This window comes from Clostridium sp. CS1-1 (genome assembly GCF_056135525.1).
The window spans coordinates 4,917,208-4,937,804 of sequence record NZ_CM148680.1 but is presented as its reverse complement, the minus strand read 5'-3'; the positions used below and the strand labels follow the sequence as shown (position 1 = coordinate 4,937,804).

The following is a 20,597-nucleotide window of genomic DNA, read 5'->3' as shown; positions in this document are numbered from 1 at the left end:
GTTAGATTACAGGATATTAAAAACTTGAGTAACCCTATCTAGAATCCCGTTTAAGTGCGCTATAGCGATTCCATAATTGGTTATAGGTATATTTTGTTCAGAAGCACGTATAAGTCTCGTCATAAATTGTTTTCTATTAAACATACAAGAACCACAATGAATTATGAGTTTATAGTCAGATAAATCTTCAGGAAAATCTACCCCAGCATTTACTACTATATCTAAGTCGCCGCCAACTTTATCTTTAAGCCAATTAGGAATCTTTTCTCTACCAATATCATTTTTTAAAGCATGATGAGTACATGCCTCTGCAATTAGTACTTTATCTCCTGGTTTCAAGTTATTAATAGATCTAGCACCTTTAACCAATATTTCCAAGTCACCTTTATATCTAGCCATAAGTATGGAAAATGAGGTAAGAGGAACATCGTTAGGGATTATATCATTTACTTTCTTAAATATTTGAGAATCAGTTACCACTAAATCTGGCTTTCTATTCATTATTTTTAGTATATCAATAAGTTCTGTATCTTTTACAGTAAGTGCTAAGGCATCGTTATCAAGTATATCTCTAATCACTTGAACTTGAGGAAGTATAAGTCTTCCTTTAGGTGCCTGAATATCTTGAGGCGCAACAAGTACTACGGTATCTTTAGCTTTTATTATGTCACCAAGTATAGTAGGTAGTTCGAAATCTATTGGAGCATTAATCTGAATAGATTCTTTCAGTTTTCCTATATTTCTTTTATGTATGGCACTAACCCCTATGAGTGGTATATCAAAAGCTCTACTTAGAGATTCTATATTCATACCTTCTAAATCTATCTTATTTAAGACTCCTATAACAGGTATTTTTCTCTCTTTTAATTCTTCAAGCCATTCACGCTCTAATGTTAAATCGGAGGACTCTGGAGTTAGAACTAATAGTGCTAAGTCTGTTTTATCCATAACTTCTTTTGTCTTCTTTACTCTAAGTTCCCCTATCTCACCTGTATCGTCTAAGCCAGCTGTATCTATAATAACTACAGGACCTAAAGGTAAAAGTTCCATCGCTTTATAGACAGGGTCTGTAGTGGTTCCTGCAAAGTCTGAGACTAGAGCTATTTCTTGTCCAGTTAATGCATTAATTAAGCTTGATTTTCCGGCATTTCGTTTTCCAAATATAGCTATATGAAGTCTATTTGCTTTAGGTGTATCTTGCATTTTCATATCCCCTTTAATTATTTTTTGTTATTGCAGATTTTACATTTACTCCATCAATTTTTCCAAGCTTTCCAGTCATTGCGCTTATTTCATCTGAAGTTCCATCAACTATAAGAGAAATAACTGATATATTTTTTTCCTTATAAGGAATACCCATTCTACCAACAATTATATGAGCAAAAGAGTGTAATATATCATTAACTTTCAAAGCATTTTTAATATCTTCTATGACTATACCAACGACACCAATTCTTTTATCCATAAATAAAACACCTCCAAAATAAAAAAACTTTGGCAAAAGGCCAAAGGTAATGCTTAGGTTTCCTTTATCCTTTTTGCGTAGACGACTCCTTGCAATTAGATAATTAAAAAATAAGGTTCCAAAATCTAAAGTACCAGAGAATTCTAGTAAACCAGATTAATTAAGTTAATTATAGTGTATATTATTTGATACTGTCAAATGAGTATTATGCATATTTTAAGATTAATTGAATGAATCTTTTAATTATTTGTTTAATTGTGGAAATAAGTGCTATAATTAATATATGATGTGAAGGATTAAACCTCATACAAAAGTAGATAAATTATTTGATTGGAGGAATTTTTATGACTGAGTTACTTTACCAAAAGGATAGCTATTTAAAGGAGTTTGAAGCAAAAGTTATTGAGATTAATGAAGAGGAAAAGTACATAGAATTGGATAAGACTGCATTCTATCCTGCTGGTGGTGGACAAAAATGTGATTTTGGAGAACTATTTTCAATGGATAAAACCTTTAAGGTTATAAGTGTAAAGAAAAAAGGAGATAAGGTATTACATTATATAGAAGGAGAACTTCCTGCATTAGGTACCAATGTAAGTGGAAAAATAGATTGGGAGAATCGTTATAAATTTATGAGAACTCACACTGCTATGCATGCACTTTGTGGTGTAATTTGGAATGAATACAAAGGGGTTGTTACCGGAGGGGATATGGAACCTCTTAAAGGAAGAATGGACTTTGAATTAGATAATTATACTTTTGATAAAGCTTTTGTAGAGGAAGTAGAAATAAGAGTTAATGAGGAGATAAATAAGGATAGAAAAGTTAAGATAAATATACTCCCAAGAGAAGAAGCTTTTAAAATACCTGATTTGATTCGTACTAAAATAAACTTACTACCTGAGGGAATAACAGAAATAAGAACTGTTGAACTTGAAGGACTTGATTTGCAAGCTGATGGAGGAACTCATGTAGCTTCAACTAAGGAAGTAGGAAGGATTAAGCTTGTGGATTACAAGAGTAAAGGAAAAAATAATAAAAGAATTTATATGGAGATAGAGTAGAATTATTAAATAACTTTAATATATAATTTTAATAAAGTTCATATGCTTTTATAACTAATAGCTATTGTTTATTTAGTATAAAGAAAAATTGAAAAAACCCCTAATATAGTTTGATTATATTAGGGGATAAATTTTATATAATAATTTTAGAACTCAGCATAACCAGTAGTTCTTGGGAATGGAATAACATCTCTAATATTAGACATTCCTGTCATATACATAAGTATTCTTTCGAATCCAAGACCAAAACCTGAGTGCTTAGTTTCACCATATTTTCTTAATTCTAAATACCACCAGTAATCATTTTTATTAAGTCCCATTTCTTCTATTCTCTTTTCAAGAACGTCTAGTCTTTCTTCTCTTTGGCTTCCACCTACTATTTCACCTACGCCAGGCACAAGTAGGTCAGCAGCTGCAACAGTTTTTCCATCCTCATTTTGTCTCATATAAAACGCCTTTATATCTTTTGGATAATCTGTAACAAATATAGGTTTCTTAAATACCTGCTCTGTTAGGTATCTTTCATGTTCTGTTTGAAGATCAATACCCCATTCAACAGGATATTGGAACTCGTGTCCGGATTTCTTTAATATATCAACAGCTTCTGTGTATGAAATTCTACCAAAATCTGAAGTAACTACATTGTCTAGTCTTGCAAATAGCTCCTTATCTACAAATGAGTTAAAGAACTCCATTTCTTCAGGCGCATTTTCTCTTACGTATTTTATAACATACTTAACTAAATCTTCAGCTACATCCATATAGTCTTTTAATTCTGCGAATGCCATTTCAGGTTCAATCATCCAGAACTCAGCAGCGTGTCTTGCTGTATTAGAATTCTCTGCTCTAAATGTTGGTCCAAAAGTATAAACATTTCTAAATGCAAGAGCTAGAGTTTCAGCAGATAACTGACCACTTACAGTAAGATTAGTTTCTTTTCCAAAGAAGTCTTGTGAAAAATCTATGTTTCCCTTTTCATCCTTTGGGACGTTTTGCATATCAAGCGTAGTTAGTCTAAACATTTCACCAGCACCTTCACAATCGCTACCAGTGATTATTGGAGTGTTCACATACACAAACTCTCTCTCGTTAAAGAACTTGTGAACAGCATATGCTGCAAGAGAACGAACCCTAAAAACCGCAGAGAAAGTGTTGCTTCTAGGTCTTAAGTGAGCTATAGTTCTTAAGTATTCGAGAGTATGTCTTTTCTTTTGTAGAGGATAATCTGATGATGAATTTCCTTCTACTGTTAACTTAGTTGCTTTAATTTCAAAAGGTTGTTTTGAATCTGGAGTAAGTACAACAGTACCTTCTACTGCAAGTGTAGTGCTAATAGGAAGTTTAGTCATTTCTTTAAAGTTATCTAATTTATCCTCGAAAACTACTTGAACATTTTTAAAGAAGCTTCCATCATTTAATTCAATAAACCCAAATGTTTTAGAGTCTCTTACTGTTCTAACCCAACCTGAAAGTTTCACATCTTTATCTGCAAATTTTTCAGTTTCTCTGTAAAGTTGTTTTATTAATGTTAATTCCATGTTTTTTCTCCCTTCGGTATAATATTATTATATATCAAATAAAAAAAGCCTTTCATCCTCAAAGGGACGAAAGACTTAAGTTTCGCGGTACCACCCAATTTGTCAATATATGACCAACTTTAATAAACAAAGGATTTTTAACCTTTTGTTATCCAAATGTAAGGTTTTGGAGACCTCTAAGCCTACTTTCTATTAAAGATTTCGGTTAGAAACTCAGAGATGTTCTTCGATATAGCCTTAATTATTGGTCTTTCACCATCACCAATTCGCTTTGAATAAGTTCTATATTTACTCTTCTCGTCATAGTTTTTAAGTATTATAGTTTATTTTAAAATTATAATATTTTTAGAATTATATGTCAATAACATTGTTCTTTTGATTTAACGTTTTAAACTGTTTTTCGTGATTTAAGAGCCATTCCTTTCTCCAAAGACCACCGCCATATCCAATTAAGTCACCATTGCTACCAATAACCCTATGGCAAGGTATAATTATGCTTATCTTATTATTGTGATTGGCTCCACCTATTGCTCTTACTGCTTTCTTATTACCTATTGCTTCTGCTATATCTAGATATGAGCGAGTTTCGGCATAAGGAATATCTAAAAGTTTTCTCCATACCTTTTTTCTAAAGTCTGTTCCTTCAATTTGTAGATTTACTGTAAATTCTGTCCTAATTCCTCTAAAATATTCATCTATTTGATTAATACATTCTTTTAGGCATTCAGGGACATCAGTACTTTTAATATCTTCTTCTATAAAATCAAGTGATGTAATGCCTATAGCAGAGCCATTTATTTGTATAGTACCAATAGGAGATGAGTAATATGCTACAAATAGTTTATTCATAATTTATCACCTTAAATATATAAATTTTAATATATTAATAGTTTATAATAAACAAAATAAAGTTGTCTATAAGATTTATTAAGAAATTTATTATATGTGTTACATATTTAATTAAAACTAAACATAAGAGCTGAGATATTTCCTCAGCTCTTATGTTTAGTTTGCGGATTTTATTTTTCTTCTTTTGTAGCAGCAGCTTCCTTAAGTACATCTGCCTTATCGAAAATATTTATATACATTTGTTTAAGTTCGCTTATTAATGGATATCTTGGATTAGCTCCAGTACATTGATCATCAAAAGCTTGCTCTGACATATCATCTAGAGTAGCATAGAATTTTTGCTCTGTAACTCCAGCTTCTTTTATTGTCATTGGAAGATTTATTTTAGCTTTTAATTCATCTATAGCTTGTATTAATAATTCAACTTTTTCATCTTCAGTATTTCCACCGAGTTTAAGATAATCAGCTATTCTAGCATATCTAAACTTAGCATTTGGATACTTATATTGTGGGAATGCAGCTTGCTTTCTTGGATTATCCACTGCATTAAATCTTATAACTTCATTTATTAATAAACCATTTGCAACCCCATGTGGTATATGGTGAGCAGCACCTAATTTATGAGCCATTGAATGACATACTCCTAAGAATGCATTTGCAAATGCCATACCAGCTATAGTTGAGGCATGGGCCATTTTTTCTCTTGCTTTTATATTAGTTGTTCCTTCATTATAAGCTTGTGGCAAATATTTAAATATTAGTCTTATTGCTTCTAATGCTAGTCCATTAGAAAATTCTGAAGCAAGTACCGATACATAAGCCTCAATTGCATGAGTTAGAGCATCTATACCCGATGCAGAAGTTAATCCCCTTGGCATACCCATCATTAACTCAGCATCAACTATAGCCATATCTGGAGTTAGCTCGTAGTCAGCTAGCGGATATTTAGCTCCTGTCTTCTCATCAGTTATTACTGCGAAAGGAGTAACCTCTGAACCAGTACCAGCAGATGTTGCTACTGAAATCATCATAGCTTTTTCACCCATTTTAGGGAAGGTATAAACCCTTTTTCTTATATCCATAAATCTCATAGCAAGGTCTTCAAATTTCACCTCTGGATGTTCATACATTACCCACATAATTTTAGCAGCATCCATTGCTGAACCACCACCGACAGCTATAATAGTATCTGGATTATAGTTTAGTAGTTCCGAAGCACCTTTTTTAGCTGTTGCTAGAGTTGGATCTGGTTCTACATCTGTGAATATCTTGTAATCAACACCTATTTCATCAAGAACTCTTGTAACTTTATCACAATATCCTAATTCGTAAAGAACCTTATCGGTTACTATAAATGCCTTTTTCTTATTCATATCTTTTAATTCTCTTAATGCAACACCAAGGCTACCATATTTGAAGTAAACTTTTTCTGGGACTCTAAACCAAAGCATATTTTCTCTCCTTTCAGCAACACTTTTAATGTTTAATAGATGTTTAGGGCCAACGTTCTCAGATACGGAATTACCGCCCCATGATCCACAACCAAGTGTTAGAGAAGGGGCTAGTTTAAAGTTATACAAATCTCCTATAGCACCTTGAGCTGAAGGCATATTTATTATTGTTCTACCTGTTTTCATGGCAATGCTAAATTTTTCAATTTTATCCTTAGCCTTCATTGTATCAGCATATAATACTGAAGTATGTCCAAATCCACCTAGTTCAACGAGCCTTTCAGCTTTTTTTAGTGCATCTTCAAAGTTTGATGCTCTATACATACCTAAAACTGGTGATAACTTTTCGTGTGAGAATGGCTCTTCAAGTTCAACCGATTCGATTTCTCCAATAAGAACCTTAGCTGTTTCGGAGACCTTAACCCCAGCCATTTCAGCGATTTTGTAAGCTGATTGACCAACTATTTTTGCATTTAAAGACCCATTTACTAATATTACTTTTCTAACCTTATCTATTTCTTCTTTATTAAGAATATAAGCACCTCTTTCTGCAAACTCTTTTCTAACTTCGTCATATACTGAGTCCAAAGCTATAACTGATTGTTCAGAAGCACATATAACACCATTATCAAAAGTTTTAGAAAGAAGTATTGAGTTAACAGCCATTTTAATATGAGCAGTCTCGTCTATTATAGCTGGAGTATTACCAGCACCAACACCTATTGCTGGTTTACCTGATGAGTAAGCAGCCTTAACCATTCCTGGGCCGCCTGTTGCAAGAGTGATGTCAGCTTGACTCATTACAACCTGTGAAAGTTCAACTGATGGTTCATCTATCCAAGCTATTATTCCTTCTGGAGCACCAGCCTTAACTGCCGCATCAAGGATTAATTTAGCCGCAGCTATAGTTGAGTTTTTTGCTCTTGGATGAGGTGAAAAAATTATAGCATTTCTGGTTTTCAAAGCTATTAATGCTTTGAAAATTGCAGTTGAAGTTGGATTAGTAGTTGGAACTACTGCTGCAATAACTCCAATTGGTTCTGCAATTTTCTTCATTCCAAAAGCACCATCTTCTTCTATAATCCCACATGTTTTTTCATCTTTATACTTATTATATATATATTCAGAAGCAAAGTGATTTTTGATAACCTTATCTTCAATTATTCCCATTCCTGATTCTTGAACAGCCATTTTGGCAAGCTTGATTCTTGCATTATTTGCAGCTAAAGCAGCTTGTCTAAAGATCTCATCAACTTGTTCCTGGTTATAAGTAGCAAATATTTTTTGGGCATATCTTACCTCTTCTAATTTTTTCATTAATTGTTCAACATTTGTTACCTTCATTTTAAAACACCCCTTTTTAAGTTTTCAGTAATAATATCTATTTGAGTTCCAATTTAATCTTTAGTCGTTTTAATATGATGAGATAAATTATTTAATTTAATATTTAATTCCTGTACTCACCTTATGCTATTATTATGCGCTATTGTTTGTTAAATGTCAATCAATAAATGGATAAATTTTGAGTTTTTTTTAGAAATAAGTGTATAAACGTTTTCATAAATCTTAATGTTGAGATAAGGATTTGACTTTTAGGTTGTTAGTTCCTTGTATAAAAAACATAAAGGAAGTTTCGATTGACAATACAAGTATTAGAGCACATTGAATAGTTAATATCATTATAAGAAAATTAGATTTTTTAAGTTTGTATATTGAAAGTATAGCTGTTTGTATTAGGAGTAATGAGGAGTTAAATAGTAAATAATTGGTGTTAAATAATTAACTAAGATGCAAAATTATAGATATATATGTTTACAAAAACTACTTTAATATTAATTTTTTGTTATTTGCTAAACTTATAAAGTGATAAAAATGGAGTAGATATCAGTAAGGGGACCGAATTCTACTCCACTTTACCAAGAACTGATCTCTAAGTTTTATCATTAAGCAAATACTTAGGATCTTCACAAATGGTTTGGAAAAATGACTCTTTATTACTATGAAAGGGGTCAGTAATAAAGAGAGGCTAAAAATGAATTTATTTATGTACTTTCGAAATTATATAAAGCAAGTTATGTGCCAATACATAAGCTTAAGAATTAAATTTACTTTAATAGATACAAAACCGTTAAATATAAGGCTTTTAAGGGCTTTTAGGTATTAATGAGGTACTGATATCATTTTGATTAAGATTATAAAATATTGATTAAACATAGAATGTTTATCAAATTGATAAGTGGATTTTCTTAAAATTTAATTAATTGTTGAGATGAGATATTCACAGGGATTGCGATACTTATCATAATGATAATCAATTATCATTATGATAAGTTGCTAAAGAACGACAGGTGTAGAAAGTACTAAAAGGATAAGTCATTTTTGAAAACTAAAAACGAGCGAACAATAGAGTTCACTCGTTTCAATTAGATCTTAATTATTAAACTAAAGCAATTACTTCTATTTCTACTAAGGCATCCTTTGGAAGTTTTACTTCCACACAAGATCTCGCTGGTAATTGAGCTTGAAAATATTTAGCGTAAACTTCGTTTACTGCAGCAAAGTCGCTCATGTTTTTTACGAATACAGTTGTTTTTATTACTTTTTCAAAGCTTGTACCAGCTTCATCTAATATTGCCTTAACATTCTCTAGTGATCTTTCAGTAGCCTTTGTTATATTCTCAGAAACTAATTCACCAGTTACAGGATCAAGTGGAATTTGACCTGATGTAAATAGTAGATTTCCTACCTTAACAGCTTGAGAATAAGGACCTACAGCTGTAGGTGCTTTTGTTGTGCTTATTAATTGCTTTTCCATAATGTAAAATCCTCCTGTTATTTTAATAAATTATTGATATATTTAATTCACAGAATTATTATAGTAATTCTGTGTAATTATTAAGTTTGTTTGATTTATAAAGATTACGCTTATTATACACCTTTACCAAAAGTACAATTGGAAAAACTGCATTCTTCGCAGTCCATACATAGTCCACCATGACCATAGGATGCCAAGTCGTATTTATTTAACTTTTCTCCAGCAAGTAAAAACATTGAACCAGGGAGAACTGGAGTACCATAAGTAACAATCTCTGCACCGGAGTTTTTTATAGCTGTAGGAGTAACATCATCCTCTTCTATTACATGACCTTTTCTAAAGGCTACACCTTTTTTCTTACTAGGTATAATTTGAGTTATATCATGACATAACATCGAACCTACAGCTTCCCAAGTGTTTATTTTTCTCATACGATCACCTCTGATAAGATTTGCTTCTATATAACTAAAAATCAGAGGAAATTCCAATCTTATCTGATTTAATTTTCATATCATATAAATATATTTAAAGCTTTATATTTTTTAAGTCTTTTCTATGATTTAAAGAACCCTTATTTTTAACTAACATTATTTCTGCTAATATACCGAAGGCTATTTCTTCTGGCGATTCTGCAGAAAGGTTCAATCCAATAGGAATATATACTTTTTTTAATTCTTCTTTAGAGAATCCTTCAGACATTAACTTTTCTATAACTAATATGGTTTTTTTAGCACTGCCCATCATCCCAATATAAGCAGCACCTCTTCCGATTACTGCTCTAAGGGAGTCGATATCAGTTTTATGACCTTTTGAAACAAGTACAATATAGGTATCCTCTGTTATATAATAATTAGATAAATTATGACCTAAATCTCCTGCTATAATCTCGTCAGCACCTTTAAATCTTTCTTCATTTGCAAATTCTTCCCTATCGTCAAAAATAACAGTATAAAAACCCATTGTTTTAGCAAGTTTAAATAGATGCTTACCAGTATGGCCGCCACCGACTATTATTAATCTAGGCTTTGGTTTAAAAACTTTTATAAATCCTTTAGCATCGCCGCCACACTGCATCCCTAATTCTCCTTGCTCATTTAATTTATATTCAAAATAGGTATCTTCACTTTTCTCTATACAATCTATAGCCTTAGTAATAACTGCATTTTCAATTTTTCCACCGCCTACAGAGCCCAAAATTCTACCATCTTTCCAGATAGCCATGATAGCTCCTGTTTTTCTTGGAGTGGAACCCATTATTTGAGTTATAGTAGCTAAAGCTACTTTTTCTCCATTACGAAGACTTTCATAAATTTGTCTTAGTATTTCTTCTTCCATAACTTATCCACCTCTTATAGCTTTTCTTTATTTTTTAAGTGCAATATGGCTTCTAAAACTCCACCGGCAATGTTCCTCGCTTTATCTGAAATTGTATAACAATTTTCAATCTCAGATATTCGGGGATCTATATCAGCTATTTTAAGCCCTTGACATACCACGCTATTATTTCTTATTATTCCTCTAAGTAATCCATCAATAGTTGCTAAAACCTTATTATCATTTACGTATGCAATAGCTTCACCAGCTCGAACTACTTCACCAATTTTTTTAATATTTTCTATAACTCCATTGCTGGGACTATATATAACTCTTTCTTTAGCGAAGCCTTGTATATCTCCTGGAATTCCTGTATTTGGCATAGCACTTCCTTCGAAAATAGGTCTTCCAAGATTATGACCTCTCATTGTTTCTATAACTACATGAACATCTTTACCAGCCTCAAAACCAGGTCCAAGGGCTATGGTTATATCAGCCATATTTACTCTAGTCCCTAGATTTTTCTTAGCAAGTATTGCATCAACTAAAATTTTAGGTTTTATAATATTTATGTAATAACCTCTTGGGTCTATAACTACTGGTATCTTATTATTAAACCAAGCACTTTTAATTTCTTCTAGTGTATTAGCTAATATAGAGGTGACTCCTTCTATGGTGATTTCACCTTCACATACGGCTTCACTGTAACAAACAGTTCTTCTTATGGATGTAGGATTTTGAACCTCTAGGATTAATACTTTAAATCCACTTCTATGTAGTTTCTGTATAGTACCTGAGGCTATGTCACCTCCACCACGAATAATTACTACATCATTAAACATATATAACCATCCTTATTTCATATTAACAAGAGTTTTATAATCTTCAGGAGTATCAATATCAAAGAGTGAATATTCTTTTACAATATCAACAAAAATTACGTCATTTATATGAGTGTTAATAATGGATTTTCCGCCTACATCGCCCTTTAGACTTAAAAGAGCTTGTCTGAATTTTTTAGGGAAAATAACAGGAGCACCTCTTTTATCATTATGCTTAGGTACTATAATTGAGTTGTTATTATTAGCAAAGTTACTTGCCAATAACTTTAAGTTTTCTAGCTGTATCAAAGGTTGATCCCCGGTGAAAAACATATACCCAGTAGTATCAGAAAGGGTTTTTACGCCTAATTTTATAGCTTCACTTTGCCCTTTATGCGCGTTTCCATTAAAAACAGTTTTTATATTTTTTCTTTTACCTATATTTAAAATATTATCATCTCTTGCAATTAAAACGGTATCATGAAAATTGTAGAGTAACACTGTATCGATAACATGTTCAATTATGGGTTTTCCTTTATAAGGTAGAAGAAGTTTGTTTTTTCCCATTCTATTTGAATAACCTGATGCAAGTATAACTGCGCTAATCACTTTATATCCTCCGGTATTGTCAAATTTTTTCATAAACTTTATTAAGCAAGCTTCCTAGAATAATTGTATCAATGTGGAAATAAGCATTGTTACTTATCGCATCTACTATCCTATTTGACAATAAGATATCTTCATAATTTTCAACCTTATTAATAAAGAGTACCTTTTTTCCAAAAGAGTTTTTAAATAAACCTTTTGTGTGACATACTAAAGAGACTAGATGTTCTATAGCTATCAAATCATCTTTTCTTGCATTTGTTATTTCGATAAATTTATCTAGTCTATGAATGTTAGAGTTGTTAATCTTTTTACCTATTACTGTTACATCCAGTACACCAATAGTAATATCAGTCTTGTTATAAACTACTGGCTCATCATCTTTCCAGCCTTTAATAGGCTTTTGTCTTGAACCATCAGCCTCTATTAATGTGTAGTCAAAGTAATTATGAATATCTTTTAAAGAAGAAAGATTAATTCCAACTATTTTATTCTCTGAGTTTACATAAGTTCCTAGTACATAAATTCCTTTGGAAGAATCTTCTCTTATACAATGTCTATTCTGAATATCTAACATATGCATAAAATCGTACTTTGACTTATTAGGCACATAAATTTTAGTAGTTGTAGTAACTAAGACTTTATGTTTATATCTTAATTCTTCAGCTAAAGAAAATAAAAAAGAGGTTTTACCACCAGCACCCACTATGGAAATTACGGCACCTCTGCTTAAATCTAATAATTTGCTGAGTTTCATAAATTGCCTCACGTGTAATAATATAAATTGTTGATTCTACATTATTTATTAGCAATAAATGTGCCAAGAAAACATAAAATTTTACTAAAAGTGATATGTAGAGTCAGATGATTGTTAAAATTCCTACGTTTTAACTTATATAAAATATTTTTATAAACAAAGTTCTCAAAAAAAATAGTTGATATTTGTTGTAATGAATTTATAATTTTACAGTAAATTTATTGATTTTGTTATCACATTGATAATTTACTATCATTTTGATAATATAAATATATAAAGTATTTTATAAAGGAGTATAATATTTTTATTATCAAAGTGATAACTGATTCCTAATAAAGGATTTCTAAAATTAAATGGTTAATATACTTATTTTCATTGTTTATATTCATTATTAAAATATAAAAAATAAACTATAAAGAGGTATTTTATATGAGACAGTCACTACTAAAACAAATTCAAGATGCTGTTATTAAGTATGCGAATATAATCTCTAGTGTAATTAAAGTAGATGTTGAGATTGTAGACAAAGATCTTCTAAGAATTGCTGGTACAGGTATATATAAAAATAAAATAAACGAAAATATATCAAAAGAAGGGTTTATTTATAAGCATGTAATAAAAACTGGACAACCTCAAATAATAGAAAGTCCTGGTGAGCACTTTTTGTGTGCAGAATGTAAACAAAAAGATCATTGTGTGGAGAAGATGCAAATCTGTACGCCCGTAATATTAAATAGTGAAATAATAGGAGTTATAGGTCTTATTTGTTCGAGTGAAGAACAAAAAATATACTTGAGTGAAAACTTAGAATTTTATCTTCAATTTTTAGATCAGATATCAGACTTTATAAGTGTTAAGGCGTATGAATTCTTAGAGAATGAAAGAAATGGTTTCATGGTAAATCTTTTAAACCAAGTTATTAATAGTGTAGATAAGGGAGTTTTAGTACTAAATAATAAAAGCGAGATAGTTCACATTAATAGTAGCGCTATGAAGCAATTAAAATTAACTCAATCTCACATGAATAAGAAAATAGAGATAACTTCAAACAGCGAATATATTATGGGGGGAGAATCCTACACGGTAATTATAGATGGTAGAAAGGTTAGTTTGATGGGACAGCTAATTCCTGTTTTTCCTGCATTATCATCTTACGACAAAATCTTTATATTCAATGAAATAAAGAAAGTGAAGTCAGAAATATATGAAAAGATACACACATGGCAACCAATTAGAGCTGAAGATATTATTGGAGAATCTAAGCCGATGATTCAATTAAAAGAGAAAATAAGAAAGGTATCAGATTCAAAGTCTACAGTCCTTATTACTGGGGCAAGTGGTACAGGGAAGGAGCTTATTGCAAGGGCAATTCATTCGGAAAGTAATAGAAAAGATAAGCCTTTTATAGCAATAAATTGTGGAGCTATACCTGATAATCTTCTAGAAAGTGAGTTGTTTGGTTATGTTAGGGGAGCATTCAGTGGAGCTGATACGAATGGAAGAATAGGGAAGTTTGAACTAGCAAATAAAGGTGTGATATTTTTAGACGAGATAGGGGATATGCCGCTCTATTTACAAGTAAAGATTTTAAGAGTTCTTCAGGAAAGAAAACTTGCTAGAATAGGTTCAAATCAACTTATTGATCTTGATATAAGAGTTATTGCAGCTACGAATAAAGATCTTAAAAGTTTAATTTCTGAGAATAAGTTCAGGGAAGACTTATACTATAGGCTTAATGTTATACCTATAGAAATACCTTCTTTAAGTGATAGGAAGGATGATGTAGAAATTTTAGCTATGAGTTTAGTAGAAAAATATAATAAGTTATTTAGTAAACAAGCCCACACTATAGATGAGGAGGCAAAGCAACTTCTTATAAATTACGGATGGCCAGGAAATGTTAGGGAGCTCGAAAATACTGTGGAGTTTATGATAAATCTTGTTGATGAAAAAGGAATTCTTACTAAAGACATGCTTCCTAAAAGTATTATAGATTATACAGTTGAGTATAAAGGTGAAGAGGAGAAAAAGGTATTAAAACCATTAAAAGAAGTGGAAAAAGAATATATTTTGCGAGCTTTAGATATTTATGGAGATGATACTAAAGGTAAACAGTTATCAGCAAAGGCTTTAGGAATTGGAATAGCCACGCTATATAGAAAATTAGATAGTATAAAGTAAAATATAGTTATCAAAATGATAAGTAAACTTAGAGACATTATGGTGATTTATAAGCAATAAACTTTATTATCGAAATGATAATAAATTATCGTTTTGATAATAAAAATATAATAATTAGGTATAAGAATAAGGATGCGTATAGAAAAATTAAGATTTCTATACGTGTCTTTTTTTGAAATAAAAAGTTTTTTTATGTGTTTAAAGTATATGTATTTTGCTAATAGTATGATTTAATTTAAAATTTGTGTTTATTTATATATTTAAATTAAACTACAATTGGCATGCTTATTGCTATATTGATTATTGTGAAAAATCAATCAAGAAAAGGGGTAGTGAAATGGATCATAAAATAAAATGGCAAGAGAACACTATGTTATCAAAAGGCAATAAGGTATCTGTTGATTTTTTAGGAGAGAAGGAAATTGAGAAGGCTAAGAATTTTCATCAAAGCTTTCCACAATATACAAAAACACCTTTAGTAAATTTAGATAACTTAGCAAAGAGTTTAAGATTAGGTGGTATATACATAAAAGATGAATCTTATAGATTTGGGTTAAACGCTTTCAAGGTTCTTGGTGGATCATTTGCAATGGGAAAATATTTAGCACAAAAGCTAGGACAAGATATATCAGAACTCGACTTTGGGAAACTTACCTCAGATGAAACTCGTGAAAAACTTGGAGAAATAACTTTTGTAACAGCTACTGACGGAAACCATGGAAGAGGAGTTGCTTGGACTGCAAATAAACTTAAGCAAAAATCAGTAGTTTATATGCCAAAAGGATCATCATTAACACGTTTAGAAAATATTCGTGCAGAGGGCGCAGAAGCATCAATAACTGACATGAACTACGATGATGCAGTTAGACTTGCAGCAAAGTATGTTGATGAAAATGGCGGAATTGTAGTTCAAGATACTGCTTGGGAAGGTTATGAAGAAATTCCAACTTGGATAATGCAAGGATATGGAACTATGGCTTCAGAAGCTTTAGAGCAATTAAGAGAAATGAATGTCGAAAGACCTACTCATATATTTGTACAAGCTGGAGTTGGATCACTAGCAGGAGCAGTTCAAGGTTACTTCGCATCAGTGTTTGGCGATGAGTGTCCAACTACTGTAATAGTAGAAGCAGATGAGGCTGCATGTTTATACAAATCAGCTGTAGCTGGGGATGGAAAAGCTAGAGCAGTAGGTGGAGATATGCCAACAATAATGGCTGGACTTGCTTGTGGGGAAGCTAACACTATAGGATGGGAAGTTCTTAGAGACCACAGCACAGCCTTTGTCGCTTGTCCGGATTGGGTAGCAGCTAATGGTATGAGAATGCTTGGTAATCCAGTTAAGGGCGATACAAGAGTAATATCAGGAGAGTCTGGAGCTGTAACTGCAGGACTTATAAATGCAATAATGACTAGAGAAGATATGAAAAATTTAAGAGAAAAGTTAAAGTTAAATGAAAATTCAAAGGTGCTTCTATTTAGTACAGAAGGAGATACAGATCCAGATAAATATAGAAGTATAGTATGGAATGGCGAATATTCAGGTCTTTAATAAGTTTGGGGAGGAATAGAACAATGATGATGACAAATGAAAGAAAAGAAGAGTTAACTAAGTTGTGCCAAGAGCTTTTAAGACAACCTAGCGTTTCAGGGGAAGAAGGTAAAGTGGTAGAAGCTATAAAAAATGCATTTACAGAAATGGGATTTGATGATTGCTTTGTAGACGCATACGGAAACGTAATTGGTCATGTAAAAGGAAATAAGCCAGGAAAAGCCATATTATTTGATGGACATATAGACACAGTTCCAGTTCCAGACGATTCAAAATGGGTACATGCACCGTTCGGTGGAGAATTAGTAGATGGAAAAATCTATGGACGTGGAGCATCGGATATGAAGGGTGCAGTAAGTGCAATGATAGCTGCAGTTTCATATTTTGCAAAAGATACAAATAAGGATTTTGCTGGAGATCTCTATGTTGCAGGAGTAGTTCATGAAGAAATATTTGAGGGAATTGCTGCTCGTAAAATAAGTGAAAGAGTTAACCCAGATTATGTTGTAATTGGAGAAGCTTCAGAGCTTAATTTAAAAATAGGACAACGTGGACGTGGAGAGATCGTTATAGAGACTTTTGGAAAGCCTGCCCATTCAGCTAATCCTGAGAAGGGAATAAATGCTGTTTATAAAATGTCAAAAGTGATTGATAAAATTCAGGGGCTTGAGGCACCAGAGCAAGATGGACTTGGAAAAGGAATACTTGTACTAACAGATATCAAATCATCTCCATATCCAGGAGCATCAGTAGTTCCTGATTATTGTAGAGCTACTTTCGATAGAAGACTTCTTGTTGGTGAAACAAAAGAATCTGTACTTGCACCAATTCAAACTTTATTAAAGGAAATGATGGAAGAAGATTCAGAGTTAAATGCAAAAGTTTCATATGCTATAGGAAGAGAGAGATGCTATACAGGAGAGATAATAGAAGGAGAAAGATTCTTCCCAGGTTGGTTATATGATGAGCAAGATGAATTTGTTCAAGCTTCTTATAAGGGATTAAAGGAAGCTGGAATTAATCCAGAAATCACTCAATACTCTTTCTGTACAAATGGAAGTCATTATGCAGGAGAAAAAGGAATAAAGACTATAGGATTTGGTCCTTCTAAAGAAAACTTAGCTCATACAATAGATGAGTATATAGAACGAGACCAGCTATTCAAAGGTGCTGAAGGATATTATGGAATACTAAAGGCGGTTTATAATAAATAAGGTCGGTGATTAATAATGAAAACTATAATTAGAAATGGATTAATTATAGATGGTACAGGAGATAAGGCCTATAAGGCCGATCTCCTAATAGAAAATGAACGTATAGTGGAAATAGGTCAAATTGAAAAGTGCGATGTTGATAGAATTATTGATGCTCAAGGTATGATAGTTGCTCCGGGCTTTATAGATACTCATAGTCACTCAGACTTAAAAATACTTGTAAATCCTTATAATGAAACAAAGATACGTCAAGGAATTACTACAGAGCTTTTAGGTCAAGATGGAATATCAATGGCACCACTTCCTCAAAAGTATATAAGCCCTTGGAGAAAGAATTTAGCGGGTTTAGATGGAGATAGTGATGAAATAGATTGGACATACGAGACAACAGATAACTATCTTAAGATGATGGAGAAAAAAGGTGTTGGCTTAAATCAAAGTTATCTAGTACCTCATGGAAATATTCGTATGGAAGTTGTAGGACTCGATAATAAACAACCAAACGATGAAGAGATTCAAAGAATGTGTGAAGTTACAAGGAGAGAGATGGAAGCAGGAGCATATGGACTTTCAACAGGTCTTATATACATGCCTTGTGCTTATTCTCAAACTAAGGAAATCATAGAAATGTGCAAAGTAGTAGCTGAGTATGACGGTGTATTTGTAGTTCATCAAAGAAGTGAGGCAGATACTATTTTAGAATCTATGGAAGAAGTTATAGAAATAGGAAGAAAATCAGGAGTCAAAATTCATTTCTCTCACTTCAAGGTGTGTGGAAAGAAGAATTGGAAGTACATAGATGACGTAATAAAGTTACTTGAAAAGACAAAGGAAGAAGGTATAGAAGTTTCCTTTGATCAATATCCATATGTTGCTGGAAGTACAATGCTAGGTGTAATTCTTCCACCTTGGGCTCATGATGGAGGTACTGATAAGCTTTTAGAAAGACTTAAAAATACTGAATTAAGGGCTAAAATGATAGAGGACATGGAAAAAGGTATACCAGGATGGGATAATTTTGTAGACTTTGCTGGACTAGATCAAATCTTTGTAACAAGTGTAAAAACTAAAAAGAATGAGGACTTAGTGGGCAAAAGCTTAATCCAGATAGGTGAAATCAGGGGAAAAAATCCTTATGATGCTACTTTTGACCTTTTATATGAAGAAGAAAATGCTGTAGGGATGGTAGACTTTTACGGCCTTGAAGAGCATGTTATAAAGTTTTTAAATAGACCAGAGCAAAATGTGTGTACAGATGGCCTATTAGCAGGAAAGCCACATCCAAGAGTATTTGGAGCGTTTCCAAGAGTGCTTGGAAAGTACGTAAGAGAAGAAAAGGCTATTACATTTGAACAAGCTATATATAAAATGACTAAAAAACCAGCAGAGGTTTTTGGTATTAAAGAAAGAGGAACTCTAAAGGTTGGAAATTACGCAGATGTAGTGGTGTTTGATCCGGAGACTATAGAAGATAGGGGAACTTTTGTTGATCCGATTCAATATCCTGAAGGAATACATTACGTTATTATTAATGGAAATTTAGTTATAAATGGCAATGAGTATCAAAAAGTATTAGCTGGTAAAGTACTAAGAAAAGGTTAACATACTAAGTAATGATTCTAGTAAGGAGGTATTAGGATGCTATTAGTAGGGAATGGAAGAGTAGTTACACAAAACAATGAGATGCCTTATATTAAAAATGGTTGTGTAGCTATAGAAGGAAATATAATAAAAGAAGTTGGTAATACATCAGATATAAAGATTAAGTATCCAGATGCAGAGTTTATCGATGCTGATGGAAAAGTGATTATGCCTGGTATGATTAATACACATATGCATTTTTATAGTGCCTTTGCAAGAGGTATGGATTCCAAAAGTGATCCTCCATCAAATTTTGTAGAAATACTCGATGGTCTATGGTGGAAATTAGATAAACTACTTACTATAGAGGATACTAAATATAGTGCATTAACTACAATAATAGATTGTATAAAAAATGGTACAACTACTATATTTGATCATCATGCAAGCCCTATGGCAATTACAAATAGTTTGTTTACAATGGCGGATGCTTCTAAGGAACTAGGGGTGAGAAGTTGCCTATGCTATGAAGTTTCTGATAGAGATGGACAAGAGATAATGGAAGAAGGTATAAGAGAAAACATTAACTTTATAAAACATGCAAATTCCGATAACAGTGATATGATAAAGGGTATGTTTGGATTACATGCATCAATGACATTATCGAATAAAACAATGGAAAAATGTGCAGAAGCGATGGCTGATATAGATGGAGGCTTCCATATACATACAGCTGAAGGTATAGCTGATGTTTATGATTCCTTAAATAAATATGGCAAAAGAGTAGTACAAAGGCTTATGGATTTTGGAATGCTTGGAGAAAAAACTATTACTCCACATTGCGTTCATGTAAATAATTTAGAAATGGATATTTTGAAGGAAACAAATACAAATGTAGTGCATAATCCAGAGTCAAACATGGGGAACGCTGTTGGATGTGCACCAGTAATGGAAATGATAAGAAAAGGGTTAACAGTAGGACTTGGTACAGATGGATATACTAGTGATATGTTCGAATCTATGAAAGTAGCGAATATATTACATAAACACAATTTATCAAATCCAAGTGTTGCATGGGGAGAAGTTCCTACAATGCTCTTTGATAATAATAGAAAAATAGCTTCTAATTATTTTTCGAAAACACTAGGATCTCTTCAAGTAGGGTCTTACGCAGATTTAATTATAGTAGATTATAATCCTCATACTTTAATGAATAGTTCAAATTACAACAGTCATATCCTATTTGGAATGACAGGAAGAAGTGTTGATACTACTATAATAAATGGAAAAGTTATAATGAAGGATCGTAAGATAATTGGAATAGATGAAGAAATGATATATTCGAAATCAAGGGAATTGGCTACAAAGGTTTGGGAAAAAATATAGTGC

The 20,597-nt window shown here is 32.1% G+C and carries 17 protein-coding genes and 1 other annotated feature; of the genes, 6 read left to right on the top strand and 11 right to left on the bottom strand.

What is annotated here, in order from left to right:
• Window positions 1–6: 6 nt before the first annotated feature.
• Window positions 7–1,203: a [FeFe] hydrogenase H-cluster maturation GTPase HydF gene (gene hydF / locus AC0N0V_RS23390; protein WP_474461334.1), complete on the bottom strand. Its 1,197-nt coding sequence runs from the start codon at window positions 1,201–1,203 to the stop codon at window positions 7–9.
• 13 nt (window positions 1,204–1,216) lie between these two features.
• Window positions 1,217–1,465, bottom strand: a complete 249-nt coding sequence (locus AC0N0V_RS23385; RefSeq protein ID WP_474461332.1) for a TM1266 family iron-only hydrogenase system putative regulator — start codon at window positions 1,463–1,465, stop codon at window positions 1,217–1,219.
• A gap of 344 nt (window positions 1,466–1,809) precedes the next feature.
• On the opposite strand from AC0N0V_RS23385, the gene AC0N0V_RS23380 reads away from it, so the two are divergent.
• Entirely contained in the window at window positions 1,810–2,529 is a 720-nt protein-coding gene (locus AC0N0V_RS23380) for an alanyl-tRNA editing protein (RefSeq protein ID WP_474461330.1), read from the top strand.
• 146 nt (window positions 2,530–2,675) lie between these two features.
• On the opposite strand, the gene asnS is transcribed toward AC0N0V_RS23380, so the two are convergent.
• From asnS to yqeC, 9 genes are all read right to left on the bottom strand, one after another.
• On the bottom strand, window positions 2,676–4,067 hold the full coding sequence (gene asnS, locus AC0N0V_RS23375; protein WP_474461329.1) for an asparagine--tRNA ligase: 1,392 nt from the start codon (window positions 4,065–4,067) through the stop codon (window positions 2,676–2,678).
• A gap of 59 nt (window positions 4,068–4,126) precedes the next feature.
• Window positions 4,127–4,380 (bottom strand) — a binding site (T-box leader).
• A 38-nt stretch (window positions 4,381–4,418) separates the two neighbouring features.
• Complete coding sequence (locus AC0N0V_RS23370; protein ID WP_474461328.1) at window positions 4,419–4,916, bottom strand: methylated-DNA--[protein]-cysteine S-methyltransferase; 498 nt, start codon at window positions 4,914–4,916, stop codon at window positions 4,419–4,421.
• 170 nt (window positions 4,917–5,086) lie between these two features.
• Entirely contained in the window at window positions 5,087–7,711 is a 2,625-nt protein-coding gene (gene adhE, locus AC0N0V_RS23365; protein WP_474461327.1) for a bifunctional acetaldehyde-CoA/alcohol dehydrogenase, read from the bottom strand.
• Between the two features lie 1,093 nt (window positions 7,712–8,804).
• Window positions 8,805–9,182 carry a RidA family protein gene (locus tag AC0N0V_RS23360; protein ID WP_474461326.1) on the bottom strand — a complete coding sequence of 126 codons (378 nt, stop codon included), beginning with the start codon at window positions 9,180–9,182 and terminating at the stop codon, window positions 8,805–8,807.
• 113 nt (window positions 9,183–9,295) lie between these two features.
• Window positions 9,296–9,613 carry a hypothetical protein gene (locus tag AC0N0V_RS23355; protein WP_474461324.1) on the bottom strand — a complete coding sequence of 106 codons (318 nt, stop codon included), beginning with the start codon at window positions 9,611–9,613 and terminating at the stop codon, window positions 9,296–9,298.
• A 94-nt stretch (window positions 9,614–9,707) separates the two neighbouring features.
• Entirely contained in the window at window positions 9,708–10,517 is an 810-nt protein-coding gene (locus AC0N0V_RS23350) for an XdhC family protein (protein ID WP_474461322.1), read from the bottom strand.
• Between the two features lie 14 nt (window positions 10,518–10,531).
• Entirely contained in the window at window positions 10,532–11,338 is an 807-nt protein-coding gene (gene yqeB / locus AC0N0V_RS23345; RefSeq protein WP_474461321.1) for a selenium-dependent molybdenum cofactor biosynthesis protein YqeB, read from the bottom strand.
• Window positions 11,339–11,350: 12 nt separating this feature from the next.
• Window positions 11,351–11,926 carry a molybdenum cofactor cytidylyltransferase gene (gene mocA, locus AC0N0V_RS23340; RefSeq protein WP_474461320.1) on the bottom strand — a complete coding sequence of 192 codons (576 nt, stop codon included), beginning with the start codon at window positions 11,924–11,926 and terminating at the stop codon, window positions 11,351–11,353.
• A gap of 19 nt (window positions 11,927–11,945) precedes the next feature.
• Window positions 11,946–12,680, bottom strand: a complete 735-nt coding sequence (yqeC, locus tag AC0N0V_RS23335; RefSeq protein WP_474461319.1) for a selenium cofactor biosynthesis protein YqeC — start codon at window positions 12,678–12,680, stop codon at window positions 11,946–11,948.
• Between the two features lie 429 nt (window positions 12,681–13,109).
• Here yqeC and AC0N0V_RS23330 point away from each other — a divergent pair, with 429 nt between their 5' ends.
• The 5 genes from AC0N0V_RS23330 (at window position 13,110) to ssnA (ending at window position 20,594) form a co-directional block, all read left to right on the top strand.
• Window positions 13,110–14,861, top strand: coding sequence for a sigma-54 interaction domain-containing protein (locus AC0N0V_RS23330; protein ID WP_474461317.1), 1,752 nt, complete (start codon window positions 13,110–13,112; stop codon window positions 14,859–14,861).
• Window positions 14,862–15,198: 337 nt separating this feature from the next.
• Complete coding sequence (gene dpaL / locus AC0N0V_RS23325) at window positions 15,199–16,413, top strand: diaminopropionate ammonia-lyase (RefSeq protein WP_474461316.1); 1,215 nt, start codon at window positions 15,199–15,201, stop codon at window positions 16,411–16,413.
• Window positions 16,414–16,439: 26 nt separating this feature from the next.
• A complete protein-coding gene (locus AC0N0V_RS23320) occupies window positions 16,440–17,627 on the top strand; it encodes a YgeY family selenium metabolism-linked hydrolase (RefSeq protein ID WP_474464627.1) in 1,188 nt (395 codons plus the stop codon).
• A 15-nt stretch (window positions 17,628–17,642) separates the two neighbouring features.
• Window positions 17,643–19,229 (top strand): N-acyl-D-amino-acid deacylase family protein, encoded by a 1,587-nt coding sequence (locus AC0N0V_RS23315; RefSeq protein WP_474461314.1) that lies wholly within the window; start codon window positions 17,643–17,645, stop codon window positions 19,227–19,229.
• Between the two features lie 36 nt (window positions 19,230–19,265).
• On the top strand, window positions 19,266–20,594 hold the full coding sequence (gene ssnA, locus AC0N0V_RS23310) for a putative aminohydrolase SsnA (protein ID WP_474461312.1): 1,329 nt from the start codon (window positions 19,266–19,268) through the stop codon (window positions 20,592–20,594).
• Window positions 20,595–20,597: the final 3 nt, after the last annotated feature.

What these genes read in the sequence shown, in the direction of transcription:
- hydF (WP_474461334.1), bottom strand. Translation starts at nt 1,203, where the DNA reads ATGCAAGATACACCTAAAGCAAATAGACTTCATATAGCTATATTTGGA.
- AC0N0V_RS23385 (WP_474461332.1), bottom strand. Translation starts at nt 1,465, where the DNA reads ATGGATAAAAGAATTGGTGTCGTTGGTATAGTCATAGAAGATATTAAA.
- AC0N0V_RS23380 (WP_474461330.1), top strand. Translation starts at nt 1,810, where the DNA reads ATGACTGAGTTACTTTACCAAAAGGATAGCTATTTAAAGGAGTTTGAA.
- asnS (WP_474461329.1), bottom strand. Translation starts at nt 4,067, where the DNA reads ATGGAATTAACATTAATAAAACAACTTTACAGAGAAACTGAAAAATTT.
- AC0N0V_RS23370 (WP_474461328.1), bottom strand. Translation starts at nt 4,916, where the DNA reads ATGAATAAACTATTTGTAGCATATTACTCATCTCCTATTGGTACTATA.
- adhE (WP_474461327.1), bottom strand. Translation starts at nt 7,711, where the DNA reads ATGAAGGTAACAAATGTTGAACAATTAATGAAAAAATTAGAAGAGGTA.
- AC0N0V_RS23360 (WP_474461326.1), bottom strand. Translation starts at nt 9,182, where the DNA reads ATGGAAAAGCAATTAATAAGCACAACAAAAGCACCTACAGCTGTAGGT.
- AC0N0V_RS23355 (WP_474461324.1), bottom strand. Translation starts at nt 9,613, where the DNA reads ATGAGAAAAATAAACACTTGGGAAGCTGTAGGTTCGATGTTATGTCAT.
- AC0N0V_RS23350 (WP_474461322.1), bottom strand. Translation starts at nt 10,517, where the DNA reads ATGGAAGAAGAAATACTAAGACAAATTTATGAAAGTCTTCGTAATGGA.
- yqeB (WP_474461321.1), bottom strand. Translation starts at nt 11,338, where the DNA reads ATGTTTAATGATGTAGTAATTATTCGTGGTGGAGGTGACATAGCCTCA.
- yqeC (WP_474461319.1), bottom strand. Translation starts at nt 12,680, where the DNA reads ATGAAACTCAGCAAATTATTAGATTTAAGCAGAGGTGCCGTAATTTCC.
- AC0N0V_RS23330 (WP_474461317.1), top strand. Translation starts at nt 13,110, where the DNA reads ATGAGACAGTCACTACTAAAACAAATTCAAGATGCTGTTATTAAGTAT.
- dpaL (WP_474461316.1), top strand. Translation starts at nt 15,199, where the DNA reads ATGGATCATAAAATAAAATGGCAAGAGAACACTATGTTATCAAAAGGC.
- AC0N0V_RS23320 (WP_474464627.1), top strand. Translation starts at nt 16,440, where the DNA reads ATGATGACAAATGAAAGAAAAGAAGAGTTAACTAAGTTGTGCCAAGAG.
- AC0N0V_RS23315 (WP_474461314.1), top strand. Translation starts at nt 17,643, where the DNA reads ATGAAAACTATAATTAGAAATGGATTAATTATAGATGGTACAGGAGAT.
- ssnA (WP_474461312.1), top strand. Translation starts at nt 19,266, where the DNA reads ATGCTATTAGTAGGGAATGGAAGAGTAGTTACACAAAACAATGAGATG.